The 14,384-nt window shown below is 60.5% G+C and carries 13 protein-coding genes; 5 read left to right on the plus strand and 8 right to left on the minus strand.

Going from position 1 to position 14,384, the window contains the following annotated elements; genetic code table 11:
• Positions 1-126: 126 nt before the first annotated feature.
• On the minus strand, positions 127-1,641 hold the full coding sequence (ilvA, locus tag QRN50_RS25280) for a threonine ammonia-lyase, biosynthetic (RefSeq protein ID WP_285427650.1): 1,515 nt from the start codon (positions 1,639-1,641) through the stop codon (positions 127-129).
• A 161-nt stretch (positions 1,642-1,802) separates the two neighbouring features.
• Between ilvA and rpiA the strand changes: the two genes are divergently transcribed.
• The gene (gene rpiA, locus QRN50_RS25285; protein ID WP_032655849.1) at positions 1,803-2,474 is read left to right on the plus strand and encodes a ribose-5-phosphate isomerase RpiA; all 672 of its coding nucleotides are present in this window, start codon (positions 1,803-1,805) and stop codon (positions 2,472-2,474) included.
• A 45-nt stretch (positions 2,475-2,519) separates the two neighbouring features.
• On the opposite strand, the gene QRN50_RS25290 is transcribed toward rpiA, so the two are convergent.
• The 4 genes from QRN50_RS25290 to QRN50_RS25305 all read right to left on the minus strand — a co-directional run bounded on the left by QRN50_RS25290 (position 2,520) and on the right by QRN50_RS25305 (position 6,819).
• Entirely contained in the window at positions 2,520-3,425 is a 906-nt protein-coding gene (locus QRN50_RS25290; protein ID WP_032655850.1) for an SdiA-regulated domain-containing protein, read from the minus strand.
• 126 nt (positions 3,426-3,551) lie between these two features.
• Positions 3,552-4,496 (minus strand): SdiA-regulated domain-containing protein, encoded by a 945-nt coding sequence (locus tag QRN50_RS25295; RefSeq protein WP_003397170.1) that lies wholly within the window; start codon positions 4,494-4,496, stop codon positions 3,552-3,554.
• Positions 4,497-4,678: 182 nt separating this feature from the next.
• Entirely contained in the window at positions 4,679-5,344 is a 666-nt protein-coding gene (locus tag QRN50_RS25300) for a fumarylacetoacetate hydrolase family protein (RefSeq protein WP_032655851.1), read from the minus strand.
• An 80-nt stretch (positions 5,345-5,424) separates the two neighbouring features.
• On the minus strand, positions 5,425-6,819 hold the full coding sequence (locus tag QRN50_RS25305; protein ID WP_024650836.1) for a D-2-hydroxyglutarate dehydrogenase: 1,395 nt from the start codon (positions 6,817-6,819) through the stop codon (positions 5,425-5,427).
• A gap of 160 nt (positions 6,820-6,979) precedes the next feature.
• Between QRN50_RS25305 and serA the strand changes: the two genes are divergently transcribed.
• Positions 6,980-8,209: a phosphoglycerate dehydrogenase gene (gene serA / locus QRN50_RS25310; RefSeq protein ID WP_002555754.1), complete on the plus strand. Its 1,230-nt coding sequence runs from the start codon at positions 6,980-6,982 to the stop codon at positions 8,207-8,209.
• 122 nt (positions 8,210-8,331) lie between these two features.
• On the opposite strand, the gene QRN50_RS25315 is transcribed toward serA, so the two are convergent.
• Positions 8,332-8,769, minus strand: coding sequence for a DUF4399 domain-containing protein (locus QRN50_RS25315; protein WP_096126768.1), 438 nt, complete (start codon positions 8,767-8,769; stop codon positions 8,332-8,334).
• Positions 8,770-8,907: 138 nt separating this feature from the next.
• A complete protein-coding gene (locus QRN50_RS25320; RefSeq protein WP_024640573.1) occupies positions 8,908-9,543 on the minus strand; it encodes a 2OG-Fe(II) oxygenase in 636 nt (211 codons plus the stop codon).
• Between the two features lie 141 nt (positions 9,544-9,684).
• Between QRN50_RS25320 and QRN50_RS25325 the strand changes: the two genes are divergently transcribed.
• Positions 9,685-10,443: a DUF2059 domain-containing protein gene (locus tag QRN50_RS25325; protein WP_003372151.1), complete on the plus strand. Its 759-nt coding sequence runs from the start codon at positions 9,685-9,687 to the stop codon at positions 10,441-10,443.
• A 51-nt stretch (positions 10,444-10,494) separates the two neighbouring features.
• The gene (locus tag QRN50_RS25330) at positions 10,495-10,686 is read left to right on the plus strand and encodes a hypothetical protein (protein ID WP_011269268.1); all 192 of its coding nucleotides are present in this window, start codon (positions 10,495-10,497) and stop codon (positions 10,684-10,686) included.
• Here QRN50_RS25330 and bipL read toward each other — a convergent pair.
• Positions 10,683-11,624, minus strand: a complete 942-nt coding sequence (gene bipL / locus QRN50_RS25335; RefSeq protein ID WP_096126767.1) for a phospholipase BipL — start codon at positions 11,622-11,624, stop codon at positions 10,683-10,685. The genes QRN50_RS25330 and bipL overlap by 4 nt on opposite strands.
• 270 nt (positions 11,625-11,894) lie before the next feature.
• Between bipL and QRN50_RS25340 the strand changes: the two genes are divergently transcribed.
• On the plus strand, positions 11,895-14,282 hold the full coding sequence (locus QRN50_RS25340) for a penicillin acylase family protein (protein WP_060400684.1): 2,388 nt from the start codon (positions 11,895-11,897) through the stop codon (positions 14,280-14,282).
• The last annotated feature ends 102 nt before the right edge of the window (positions 14,283-14,384 follow it).

The raw sequence follows: 14,384 nt of genomic DNA on the forward strand, positions 1-14,384 counted from the left end.
TGGAGCGTGAGGAACGATAGTCGTCAGTCAGATCACCATCGTGCCCATGCTCCGCGTGGGCATGCCGTTCTGGACGCTCTGCGTCCTCTTGTGACGGAGCGTGAGGAACGAGAAGTATCCTCGGCCTCAGCCCAGAAACAACCGGTACGCCGGGTTCTCGCTTTCATCCCAGTACCGGTAACCAATCTCGTCCAGCGCAGCACCGACCAGGTGCCGCTCTTCCTCCGGCACTACCAGCCCGGCAACCACTTGGCCATCGGCTGCGCCGTGGTTGCGGTAGTGGAACATCGAGATGGTCCAGCGCCCGCCCAGGCGGTTGAGGAAGTTGAACAGCGCGCCCGGTCGCTCCGGGAACTCGAAGCGCAGCACCACTTCATCGTCGACACGCTCGGCATGCCCGCCGACCATGTGGCGGATGTGCAGTTTGGCCAGTTCGTTGTCGGTCAGGTCCAGCACCGGGAAACCCTGTCCGGTCAGGCTGGCGATCAGGGCGCTGCGCGGATCGTTCTCGGGATGGGTCTGCACGCCGACGAAGATGTGCGCCTCGCGATCGGTGTGGTAGCGGTAGTTGAATTCGGTGATCTGCCGCTTGCCGATGGCCTCGCAGAACGCCTTGAAGCTGCCCGGTTGCTCGGGGATGGTCACGGCAATGATCGCCTCGCGGCCTTCGCCCAGTTCGGCGCGCTCGGCCACGTGCCGCAAGCGATCGAAGTTGACGTTGGCCCCTGAATCAATCGCCACCAGCGTCTGGCCGCTGACGCCGCGCTGCTCGACATACTTCTTGATCCCGGCCACGCCCAGCGCGCCGGAGGGCTCGGTGATCGAACGAGTGTCGTCATAGATGTCCTTGATCGCCGCACAGATCTCATCCGTGCTGACGGTGATCACTTCATCGACATAATGGCGGCACACTTCAAAGGTGTGATGGCCGATCTGCGCGACCGCCACGCCATCGGCAAACAGCCCGACCTGGCTCAACACCACGCGCTCCCCGGCAGCCATCGCCGCCTGCAGGCAGTTGGAATCGTCAGGCTCGACGCCGATCACCTTGATCTCCGGGCGCAGGTATTTCACGTAAGCCGCGATACCGGCAATCAGACCGCCACCCCCGACCGGAACAAAGATCGCATCCAGCTGGCCCGGTTGCTGACGAAGGATCTCCATCGCCACAGTGCCTTGCCCGGCGATGGTGTCAGGGTCGTCATACGGATGGATGTAGACGAAACCTTGTTCGTCGACCAGCTTCAGCGAGTAGGCCAGCGCTTCCGGGAACGAATCGCCGTGCAGCACCACGGTGGCCCCCCGCGAGCGCACGCCTTCGACCTTGATCTCCGGCGTGGTGCGCGGCATGACGATGGTCGCCTTGATCCCCAGCTCACGCGCTGCCAGCGCCAGGCCCTGGGCATGATTGCCCGCCGAGGCCGTCACCACGCCACGTGCAGTCTGCTCTGCGGGCAATTGTGCGAGCTTGTTGTACGCACCGCGAATCTTGAACGAGAACACCGGCTGCAGATCTTCGCGCTTGAGCAGCACCTGATTGCCCAGCCGTTCGGACAGCTGGCGAGCGCCTTGCAGCGGCGTTTCGATGGCAACGTCGTAGACGCGCGAGGTGAGGATTTTCTTGACGTACTGTTCAAGCATCGGGGTGGCATCACTGACGAAGCGGGCAAGGTCGGGAAGTCTACTCTGCGTACCGAAAGACGACCATACGAATGACAGGGCTTTGCGGCGCAGTCGCCGCTATAATGCGGGCCTTTTTGCATCCCCCCTCTTCTACCTACATCAGGCACCGTGGAGCCCGCATGACCCAGGATCAACTCAAACAGGCAGTCGCCCAGGCAGCTGTCGACTTCATCCTTCCGAAGCTCGATGACAAAAGCATTGTGGGCGTCGGCACCGGCTCCACGGCCAATTGCTTCATCGACGCACTGGCAAAGCACAAGGCCGCCTTTGACGGCGCTGTCGCCAGCTCGCAAGCCACTGCGGCGCGCCTCAAGGCGCACGGCATTCCGGTCTATGAGCTGAACACGGTCAGCGATCTGGAGTTCTATATCGACGGCGCCGACGAAAGCGACGAGCACCTGAATCTGATCAAGGGCGGCGGCGCGGCACTGACTCGCGAAAAAATCGTCGCGGCGGTGGCCAAGACCTTCATCTGCATCGCCGACGGCAGCAAGCTGGTGCCGGTGCTGGGCGCGTTCCCGCTGCCGGTCGAAGTCATTCCGATGGCCCGCAGCCACGTTGCGCGGCAACTGGTGAAACTGGGCGGCGACCCGGTTTATCGCGAAGGCGTTTTGACCGACAACGGCAACATCATCATCGATGTGCACAACATGAGCATTACCAACCCGGTGGAGCTGGAAGCGCAGATCAACGCCATCGTCGGCGTGGTCACCAATGGCCTGTTCGCCGCCCGTCCGGCCGACCTGTTGCTGCTGGGTACCGCTGAAGGCGTGAAAACCCTGACGCGCTGATAAAACCGGTCGTGCCCACGCAAGGTGGGCATGACCCTCACAGGCTCAAGGCTTGCGGAACACGTAAAAAAGGTTCGGCTCGCTCACCAGATACAACGCCCCTTCCGCGTCCATGGCCATCCCTTCCGCCTGCGGCACGTCCTTGCTCAGCCCCATCGCCCCTTTTGCCAGCGAGCCGCTGCCAATCGGATGACCGCTGGTGTCGAGTTCGAGAATGCGCTTCGACTCATCGGACAACGCCAGCAAATGGCCGCTGGTCTCATCGAATTGCAGGCTGGAGAGGTCACGAACCGACAATCGGCCATCGCGCTTGCTGTTGGAGATGACCTGCAGATTGCCGGGAGCCTCGGAGTTGGTCCTGGGAAAGCCGCGCACCTCGATGATCTGCACCGGATCACGCTCGCGGGCGACAAACAGGCGCTTGCCGACCGAATCATAGGCCAGCCCTTCATAGCCTTTGTTGCCGCTGGCGGTGATGCCCAGCGTCAGTTGCTCGGCCTGGGCGGCGTCCAGACTTTTGGTGTTGTCATCGACGTGAATCTGAATCAGCCGGAGCCTGCGCTCATCGCTGATCACGTAAGTGCCCGGACTGATGTATTCGACGGCCTCGGCATCACCGAATCCCACCAGTGGAATGCGCCGCAGGACGCGACCGTCCAGGCTCAGTTCGACCAGTTCGGGGTTCTGGTTGGTCACCGTAAACAGGCTCTTGCGGTCCGGGTCGTAACTCAGGCCCGAGACATCATCCTGCAGCCCGTCGATCACCTGTGCTTCTGTGACGACGCGGTACTGATCCAGGCCAATGGAGTGAAGCGAGTCGGACTGCCAGAACACCTGCCAGTCGAACAGGGCGCTTTCAACATAACGGTATCGCTGATTGGCGATCACGAATATAACGATCAGAGGTACAAGGGCCAGAAGCAGGACTAAAGAGCGAGTAGAGCGGCGCATTAAGGGTGACTCGGACGGATTGAGCGGACGGGATTGATACCATGCCATCCTGAAAGCAAGCTTAATGGCATGGTGCTATATGTTTGCCGAATGTGTATCGGCGACCTGTGTAGCTGCCGTCCTGGCTCAGTGCTTGCGCAGCGCCCTGTGAAACGAATAGAACAGGTTCGGTTCGCTGACCATGTACAGCGTACCGGCCTCATCGAGGGCCACGCCTTCTGCGCGCGGAATTGTATCCTTCAAACCGTTCATGCCGCCCAACAATGTCATGAAGCTCACCTGCTCGCCTTGATCGTCGACTTCCAGCAACATGTGCGAATCGGCAGACAGCGCGAGCATGTGGCCCGTGCGCGGATCAATGCTCAGCGAGGACAGATTGCGCATGTCCAGCGAGCGACTCGATAGCGGCTGCTTGTCGCCTGCCAGCACGTCGCTGCCATTACTTTTCCAGGTGTACAGCGCAGGAGGTCGCTCCTCGCCCAGTATCAGCTGCTGACGCTGCGGGTCCCAGGCGATGCCTTCGAAGCCCTTGTTCTGGTTGGCGGACTTGCCGAGTTCGTACTGGGGGAAATCCGCGATGTTCAGGGTGGTGGTGTCGGCGTTCACTTTAACGATGGTCAACTTGTGCTGGCGCTCATCGGTGATCGCAATCAGGCCATCGTTCATGACGGCAACGCCTTCCGGATTGCTCCAGCCCACCAGCGGGATCTTGCGCAGTACATCGCCCGTGAGCGTCAGCTCCACCAGAAACGCATTTTTGCCCATGACCGCAAACAGCGTTTTGGTCACCGGGTTATAGGACAGGTCCGACGCCTCGTCCTTTTCCATGCCGGGCAGCACCTTGGCGTCGATATCCACGTGGTAGTCCGGCAGCCAGATGCTGGCGTGACGGCCTGCCTTGCTCTCGAATCGCTCCTGGAACCAGAGCAGCGCGCGATCATCCCAATGCATGATGAACGCCAGCCCATAGCCCAGCAAGGCAACCACTAACAACCACGAATACCAGCGCATGTTGCGCAGGTAAGCGAAGCGTTTTTTGGTACGAGGCGGCGTTGCGGCAGTACTGGCCATTCATGTGTTCCTGAGCAAATGAGACTTCATGACGACGGGGTGCCCTTGCAGGGACGGCCGGATTATCCGGAACAGGTGTGAAAAAAACGCAAAATCGACCGAACTATCAGTCACCCCACAAACAAAAGCCACCCGGGAGTGATCCCGCGTGGCTTTGGGCGCTGCCTGAACATGCTGTCGGCTTACCTGACGACGCTCTCGAACGGCGTCTGCCCGACCAGTTCCAGGGCGATCTGGTCGCCGGCTTCGAACGGCCCGACACCGGCAGGCGTGCCGGTCATGATCAGGTCGCCGGCCTGCAGCGAGAAGTTGGCTGCCATGTGCTGGATCATCGGCACGATCGGGTTGAGCATCATGTTGCTGTTGCCGTCCTGAACCACCTTGCCATTGAGGGTCAGGCGGATACCGATGTCCTCCAGATCAGGGAAGGTCTCGGCGGGCACGAACGGCGGGATCACCGCAGCGCCGTCAAAACACTTGGCCAGCTCCCACGGCAGGCCTTTCTCACGCAGACGCGACTGGACATCACGCAACGTCAGGTCCAGACCAGGCGCAAAGCCGCTGATCGCGTCGAGTACTTCTTCGCGCGAAGGGTTCTTGCTCAGGGGCTTGCCGATCAACACCACGATCTCGGCTTCGTAATGCACCGAACCGCGGTCTGCCGGGATGCAGAAGCCACCCTCCAGCGCAACCACCGCGCTGCCAGGCTTCATGAACAGCAGCGGCTCGGTAGGCACCGCGTTGCCCAGTTCCTTGGCGTGTTCGGCGTAGTTACGCCCGATGCAGACCACTTTACCCAGCGGGAAGTGAATGTTGGTGCCATCGACATATTTGTGCTGGTAGCTCATGACGTCTCCTGAGGCTGTAAGAGGTAGCCTGCTTATTGTTGCGACCTTGTTGTTGCGACGGATCAAATGGTTGTGGCAGCTCAAACGGCGAAGATTTTGCCGGGATTCATGATCCCGTTGGGATCGAACACCGCTTTCAACGCCTTCATGTATTCGACTTCGACCGGCGAGCGACTGTACGTCAAATAGTCACGCTTGGTCATCCCGACGCCATGCTCGGCCGAAATCGAGCCGTTGTATTTTTCGACGGTCTCGAACACCCACTTGTTGACCTTGGCACATTTGACGAAGAACTCGTCCTTGTCGAGGCTCTCGGGCTTGAGGATGTTCAGGTGCAGATTGCCGTCGCCAATGTGGCCGTACCACAGCACTTCGAAGTCCGGGTAGTGTTCGGCAACGATGGCATCGATTTCAGCCAGAAACTCCGGCACTTTCGAGACAGTGACCGAGATATCGTTTTTGTATGGCGTGAAGTGCGAGATGGTTTCCGAGATGTATTCGCGCAGCTTCCACAGGTTGCGTAATTGCTGTTCGCTCTGGCTCATCACGCCGTCCAGCACCCAACCCTGCTCGACGCAGTGCTCGAAGGTCGCCAGGGCCTGATCGGCGAGGTCTTCGGTGGTCGCTTCGAATTCCAGCAATACGTAGAACGGGCACGGCGTGTCGAAAGGCGACGGCACATCACCGCGCGCCATGACGCGGGCGAAGGATTTGTCCGAGAAGAATTCGAAGGCGGTCAGGTCGAGCTTGCCGTGAAAGGCATGCAGCACCGGCATGATCGAGTTGAAGTCCGAGGTGCCCAGCACCATCGCGGTGAGGTTCTTCGGCGCACGATCGAGGCGCATGGTCGCTTCGACGACAAAGCCCAGCGTACCCTCGGCACCGATGAACAATTGGCGCAAATCGTAGCCGGTGGCGTTCTTGATCAAGTCCTTGTTCAGCTCCAGCAGGTCGCCCTTGCCGGTGACAACCTTGAGGCCGGCGACCCAATTGCGCGTCATGCCGTAGCGAATGACCTTGATACCGCCGGCATTGGTGCCGATATTGCCGCCGATCTGGCTGGAGCCCGAAGAAGCGAAATCGACCGGGTAATAAAGGCCGTTGTCTTCGGCGAGCGCCTGCAATTGCCGGGTGATGACGCCCGGCTGACAGACCGCCGTGCGGTCGGTGAGGTTCAGATCCAGCACCTGGTTCATGTAATCGAACGAGACGACCACTTCACCGTTGGCGGCTACCGCGGCCGCCGAAAGACCGGTTCGTCCACCCGAAGGCACCAGCGCCACCAGCCGCTCATTGGCCCAGCGCACGATGGCCTGCACCTGTTCGGTGGTCTTGGGGAATACGATGGCCAGCGGCGCAGGGGTGAACTGCTTGGTCCAGTCCTTGCCGTAAGTCTCCAGAGAACCGGCATCCGTGAGTACCTTGCCAGGGTCAACCAGGGTCTGCAGCTCATCAATCAAAACGCGATCGGTCATTGAATCAACTCTCGAACGATTCATGGGCATCCTGAGAACGGTTCACGTTCGGGATGAGGTTTCGCGGGGCTCATATGCTAGCATACGCCCCCCGCGAGTCGTGCCCAGAGCCGATCCGGCCACCCCCTGCCAATTTTCTTCGGGACACAGGTTTACGCAGATGAGCAAGACTTCCCTCGACAAGAGCAAGATCAAGTTCCTTCTTCTCGAAGGCGTCCACCAATCCGCTGTCGACGTCCTCAAGGCAGCCGGTTACACCAGCATCGAGTACCACACCAAGTCTCTGCCGGAAGCCGAACTGAAAGAAAAGATCGCCGACGCCCATTTCATCGGTATCCGCTCTCGTACTCAGTTGACCGAAGAGCTGTTCGATTGCGCCAAGAAACTGGTTGCGGTCGGCTGCTTCTGCATCGGCACCAACCAGGTTGACCTCAACGCGGCGCGCGAGCGCGGTATCGCAGTGTTCAATGCGCCCTACTCCAATACCCGCTCGGTCGCCGAACTGGTATTGGCCGAAGCCATCCTGCTGCTGCGCGGTATCCCCGAGAAGAACGCTTCCTGCCACCGTGGTGGCTGGATCAAGAGCGCGGCCAACTCCTTCGAGATCCGTGGCAAGAAGCTGGGCATCATCGGTTATGGTTCGATCGGTACGCAGCTGTCGGTGCTGGCCGAAGGTCTGGGCATGCAGGTGTACTTCTACGACACGCTGACCAAGCTGCCGCTGGGCAACGCCACTCAGGTGTCGAGCCTGAACGAGCTGCTGGGCATGTCCGATATCGTCACCCTGCACGTTCCGGAAACATCGGAAACCCAGTGGATGATCGGCGAAAAAGAAATCCGCGCGATGAAGAAGGGCAGCATCCTGATCAACGCCGCGCGTGGCACGGTGGTCGAGCTGGACGCACTGGCTGACGCCATCAAGGACAAGCACCTGATCGGCGCCGCCATCGACGTGTTCCCGGTCGAGCCGCGCTCGAACGACGACATCTTCGAAAGCCCGCTGCGCGGTCTGGACAACGTGATCCTGACGCCGCACATCGGTGGCTCGACTGCCGAAGCGCAGGCCAACATCGGTCTGGAAGTGGCGGAAAAACTGGTCAAGTACAGCGACAACGGTACCTCGGTGTCCTCGGTCAACTTCCCGGAAGTGGCCCTGCCTGCGCATCCTGGCAAGCACCGCCTGCTGCACATCCACGAAAACATCCCGGGCGTGCTCAGCGAGATCAACAAGGTCTTCGCCGAAAACGGTATCAACATCTCCGGTCAGTTCCTGCAGACCAACGAGAAAGTCGGTTACGTGGTCATCGACGTCGACGCAGAATACTCCGACCTCGCCCAGGCCAAGCTGCAACAGATCAAAGGCACCATCCGCAGCCGCGTGTTGTTCTGATCTGAGCGCCGTGCCCACCCCGTGTGGGCACGAGCGATGTTCTTGCGGGCACCTATCGTTCCTCACGCTCCAGCGTGGGAATGCCGTTCGTGACGCTCTGCGTCACACCAGCACTGACAGCCCTACTTCACATTGATGGTGATCTTCTTCGATTCGACCGAAGGGTTCAGCGGCATGTGGCCTTTGTCGCCCATCAGCAATTGCAGGGTGTGCTGGCCCGGCGGCAGGTTGATTTCGGTTTCGGTCTGGCCTTTGCCGAAGTGGCGGATGTTGTCGCTGACCGGCAGCGGTGCATTCATCGCCGGCTGGTCCTTCAAGTCGATCAGCAGGTGATGGTGACCGGTCTCGGGAACATCGACACCCGCAGGCGCGACGCCCATGCCTTTGAGACCGAATTGCACCTTGAACGGTGAGGTGACCGTTTCACCGTCCTTGGGCGAGATGATGTACACCTCGGCGCCTTCAGGGGCTGCGGTGCGTGGTATATCGGCGGCGCTGGCCAGCATGGATGCGCTGAGCAACAGGCCGGCGACCATCGTTCCAGAAAATAAGGATTTCATGATTGCTCCGGCTGCAGTTGGCGTAAGTCGACCCTCACAGGACGAATCCGTCGGTTCAGGAGTGCTCACGATAGACCGCAGCCAGGCTCAATGGCTCATTGCGTTGATGAAACTGTTTTCATGAACGCAGCCTGCAGGTCACTGGAACAGCTCGTTGCCCCGGCGTCTGAACCACCCCGTCAGTGACAGTCGATCACGACTGGCGGGCATGACTTCGTGGGGAATTTCGCCGGACAGAAAGACCACCAGGCAGCCGCCCGCAGGCTGAACGTCGTAAGCCACATCATCCTTGAGGTACATGCGCAACTGACCGCCGTGCTCGGGCAGCCAGGCGTTGTTGAGGTAGAGCACCGCCGACACCATGCGCCTGTCGTCATCGCGGAATCGGTCCACATGCCTGAGGTAGCGGGCACCCGGCGGATACAGCGCAAAATGGCTTTCGTAATCCTCCAGCCCGAGGAAAAGGCCGCGATTGAGCGCCTGACGCAAACTGTCCATCAGCTCAAGATAGCGATCGCAGCACTGCACCTGCCCCGGTTCAAGCCACTGAATGCGGTCACCGCGAATACCCTCGCGTATTTCCAGTGCCGGCCCCTTGCCAATCGCAGCAGGCTCGAGCTCACCTTCCGCTGCACGTTTGCGGCACTCTTGCTCAAGTTCCAGAGTCAGAGCTTCGGGCAGGAAAATATTCTGCTGCGACCAGCCGTTAGCGGCCAGATCGTCGACGATTCGCAACAGCAGTGGGTGGTCAGAGGGTATGCGCATGGCGTGCATAGTATCCATAAGCTCTGAAATCGGACAGAGGCTTATACAGGCGGTATCACGCGCGCGAGATTTCATTCACCGAAGGCACTCATAACTCGACAAATCCACGCCAACACCGGGAGAATAGCGGCCTGCCGACAGGAGTCCCCAATGCGTCGTTTGTTTGTTTTGCTGTTGATGTTCTGCACCTCACCTGCCTGGGCAGACAGCTACGATCAGTTGTACAAGTCTGCAGGCTGGCCGGAACAGCGCGCGCATTTCAACGATGCTCTCAAGGCTGCCCAACAGCGCTACAGCAACAACCTGCCGCCCGCGGTTTATCAAGCGCTGGTCAATAACAGCAATCAGCGTTTCGCCCCCCAGGCCATGGACCAGCGCGCGTCGAAGCGCCTGCGTGAAAGCCTCAAGGACCCTGCCCCGTCGCTGCAGTTTTTCCAGTCGCCGCTGGGCCGCAAGATCGTCAATGCCGAGCTGACCGCCACCCGCGCCGATCAACTGGCCAAACATGCCCAGGGGCTGCCGCATATCGAAGCGGACGCAACGCGTCAGTTGTTGATCGGCCATCTGGCCCAGGCGCTGCCGGCCAGAGAGGCCGGCGCGGAAGTCAGCCTTGCCATCGCCGGTGTTGCCGCAGACAGCCTGAGCCAGATGATTCCCGGCCTGCTCGGTGGAGGCCAGGCGCAGGGCATGCTCGAAGGCCAGCGCGAGCGACTGATGGCGCAGATGAGTGCCGATCTGAACAACACGCTGCTGTACGTCTATCGCGACCTGTCCGACCCTGAGCTCGAAGAATTCTCGACCTTCGCCGAGTCGCCGGAAGGCAAAGCCTATTACCAGGCCGCTCTGGCCGCGATTCGTGCCGGGCTGGCAGTCGGGCAGAGTGCGTCGAGCCTTAATCCCGGACAGTAAAAACCGTTCAGGCTTTCAAGCGCCTGAGGTCAAAGGAATGGACACCATCGCATGAAAGACTCATTGGCTTTGCTCGCCACCGGTATCGTAATGGCCTTTTTCGCCTGGCTGTTCTGGAGTTCTCTGGGACAGGACGCCTTTGCCGTGTTTGGGGCGTTGATGCTCGTCATAACGGCCGTTGACAACTCCCGCCTGCGTCGACAGGTAAAGGCGCTGCAGGCCGGCAAAACTGAAAAACTCTAACGCAAGCGCCCTTTCAGAAAATCAAAGTACCGAGCCCGCAGCTCTGGCGTTTCGTTGGCCAGATGATGCCGGGCGTGCCCGAGCATCAGTATCTGCGGCTGGCTGAACTTGTCTTTCAGGATCGCCAGATTGTGCGACCAGTCGACCGTCATGTCCGCCTCGCCCTGAATGATCAGCGGGCTGCGCAGGCTGCGCGGCGCACTTTCAACACGCACAATCCATTGCGCCAGCGCGCCGACCCAGGCCGTGGGCAGTCGCAGCGGCTGTAACGGATCGGCCATCAGAAACGGCAGGAACGCGGGCGCATTGGAGTTTTCGGTGAAACGGCGGGCAATGCCGTTCACGAACGGTCTGAGCAGGTGATAACTCAGACGCGACCAGCCCCAGGCGCGCGGCCTGACCAGCGGCGCCAGCAGGATCACCGCGCCCTGCGCGGGCGAGTCTGCGCCCTGATGAAGCAGGTGATCCGTCACGATGGCACCACCCATGCTTTGTCCGCACAGGTGCCAGGGGTGTGGCAACCCAAGGCCTTCGGCTTCAAGCAGCAGGCGCTGCAACACCAGCTGGTACTCGGCGAAGTCATTGATGCAGGCACGACTGCCGCTCGACAGACCATGCCCCGGCAGGTCGCAGGCGATCACCGCAAAGCGCTGCTCCAGAGCCCATTCGATCACATGCCGGTACAGTCCCATGTGGTCATAGAAGCCGTGAAACAGAAACAGCGTGGCGACCGGGCTATCAGGCAGCCATACCTGCCCGACCACCTCGTAGCCCGCCACATCGAGGCGCCCCAGCCAGCTGCGTATGACGTTCTCGCCACACAGTCCGGCAAGACCGTAGAAGCGCTGATAGGCCAGTCCCTCCATGGAAAGCGGGTCAATAACGCTCAGCGGCAGCAGGCTGGCACGCAGGTTATCGGGGTCGAACGTGACGGACATGTGGTTTCCAGATTTCAACAAATGGCTCGTAAAGTTGTGTAACGATATTCTTCTGTCTGCTCCGGCATGGCAAGCTAAGCGGCTGTAATCGCAGATATCTGTCATCGAACGTGCATATTGTTGTCTGCACACTGGGCGATGCTCGCGAATTCACTCGCCCGAATTCGCCTTGAAGCCGTTTCAAACAGACTCGTGTGTCGGGTTTCATCGAGTCAACTGCGTCACAACGATAGTCTCCATTCCTGCCTACGCCATTTACAGAGAAACCGGATGAAACGCAGCCTCTTCATTCTAGCCATCATCATCGCCCTGCTTGCGGGTGGCGCGGGCTGGTACGTAAATAGCAAACTGCCAGTACGTGATGGCGAGATCGCCATGAGCCGTCTTCAGGCCCCCGTCACCCTGCGCTACGACGAGCGTGGCGTGCCGCACATCCGCGCCGAGAACGAAGCCGACCTTTACCGTGCGCTGGGCTATGCCCATGCTCAGGACCGACTGTTCCAGATGGAAATGCTGCGTCGCCTGGCACGTGGCGAGCTGGCAGAGGTACTGGGGCCGAATCTGCTCGAGACCGACAAGCTGTTCCGCACCCTGCGCATTCGTGAGCACGCGGATGCGTATGTCGCACGTCAGGACAAGAACACCCCGACCTGGAAAGCGCTGGAAGCCTACATCGACGGCATCAACCAGTATCAGGACACCCACGCAAGGCCGATGGAGTTCGACGCGCTGGGCATTCCCAGACGGCGGTTCACCCCAGAGGACACGGTCAGCATCGCCGGCTATCTGGCTTACAGCTTTGCCGCGGCGTTCAGAACCGAGCCACTGCTGACCTACGTGCGCGATCAGCTGGGTCCGGAGTACTTGAAAGTCTTCGACCTGGACTGGCACCCGGACGGCGTGCTCGACTCGAAACCGGCACTGGCCGACGCCGACTGGAAGGGCCTGAATCAGCTCGCGCAGTTGAGTCACAAGGCGCTTGAAGACGCTGGCCTGCCGCAGTTCGAAGGCAGCAACGCCTGGGTGATTGCCGGCAGCCGCACGCAAAGCGGCAAACCGATCCTCGCCGGTGACCCACACATCCGCTTCTCGGTGCCTTCGGTATGGTACGAAGCGCAGCTGTCGGCGCCGGGCTTTGAGCTGTACGGGCACTTTCCGGCGCTCAACCCGTTCGCGTTGCTGGGCCATAACATGGACTTCGGCTGGAGCCTGACCATGTTCCAGAATGACGACGTGGACCTGATTGCCGAGAAGACCAACCCGGATAACCCGAATCAGGTCTGGTACCACGGGCAGTGGGTGGACATGAAACGCACCGAGCAGCAGATCGCCGTGAAAGGCCAGGCGCCGGTCACACTGACGCTGCTCGAATCGCCGCACGGCCCTATCGTCAACAACGTGATGGGCAAGAACGCCGGCCAGGCGCCAATTGCGATGTGGTGGTCTTTTCTGGTGTCTGCCAACCCGGTGCTGGACGGTTTTTACGAGGCCAACCGCGCCGATACGCTGGACAAGATGCGTAGCGCGGCCGAGAAGATTCAGTCACCGGGCCTCAACATCGTCTGGGCCAACGCCAAAGGCGATATCGGCTGGTGGGCTGCGGCGCAATTGCCGATCCGCCCGCAAGGCGTCAACCCCACCTTCATTCTGGACGGCAGCACGGCGCAGGCCGATAAGCTCGGTTTTTACCCGTTCAGCGCCAACCCGCACGAAGAAAACCCGGCGCGTGGTTACATCGTCTCAGCCAATTTCCAGCCGCTGTCGCCGACCGGTATGCAGATTCCCGGCTACTACAACCCGGCCGAACGCGGCCAGGAGCTGAACCGGCAACTGAGTGACGCCAGCGTCAAGTGGGACCTTGCCGCCAGCAAGGCGCTGCAACTGGACACGCAGACCGACTATGCACCGAGCATTCTCAGGCCATTGATTCCGGTACTGCGCAGTGTTGTCAGCGACCCGGACGAACTGGCACTCGTGGAACGACTGGCCAGCTGGAAAGGCGATTACCCTGTCGATTCGGTGGGCGCCACGCTGTTCAATCAGTTCCTGTTCGACCTGACCGAAGAGACCTTTCACGACGAACTGGGCGACGCGATGTTTGAAACCCTGCTGTCGAGCCGCGTAATGGACGCTGCCCTGCCGCGCCTGGCCGCCGATGCCGATTCGCCGTGGTGGAACAATCGCAATTCACCCCACGAAGAAAGCCGCGCCAACACCGTCAAGGTGGCCTGGCGCGCCAGTGTTTCGCATTTGAGGTCGCTGTACGGCACCAACCCGGACGAATGGGTGTGGGGCAAGGCGCATACCCTGACCCAAGGCCACCCATTGGGTTCGCAGAAGCCGCTGGACATGATTTTCAACGTCGGCCCGTACGCAGCGCCGGGTACGCATGAAGTGCCGAACAACCTGTCGTCGAGCATCCGCCCTGCCCCGTGGCCAGTCAGCTACGGCCCCTCGACCCGCCGCCTGATCGACTTCGCCGACCCGGCACATAGCCTGGGGATAAACCCGGTAGGACAAAGCGGCGTGCCATTCGACAAGCACTATTCGGATCAGGCCAAGGCCTTCGTGAACGGCGAGTACCTGCCACAGCGCTTCAGCGAGAAGGATGTGGCGGAGCATACGGAAGGGGTTCTGCGGCTGGTGCCGAGGGCGTAGCGACACTCTCTGCGCCGGGCCCGGAAATGGGGCTTCTGCACTGCGGGCAGAATCAAGAGCGGACCTGCGACCAACGTCTTCGCGAGCAAGCTCGCTCCCACG

Origin of the sequence: Pseudomonas sp. MEJ108, from assembly GCF_030208985.1 — a bacterium.
In the GTDB taxonomy this organism is placed as follows: domain Bacteria; phylum Pseudomonadota; class Gammaproteobacteria; order Pseudomonadales; family Pseudomonadaceae; genus Aquipseudomonas; species Aquipseudomonas fragariae.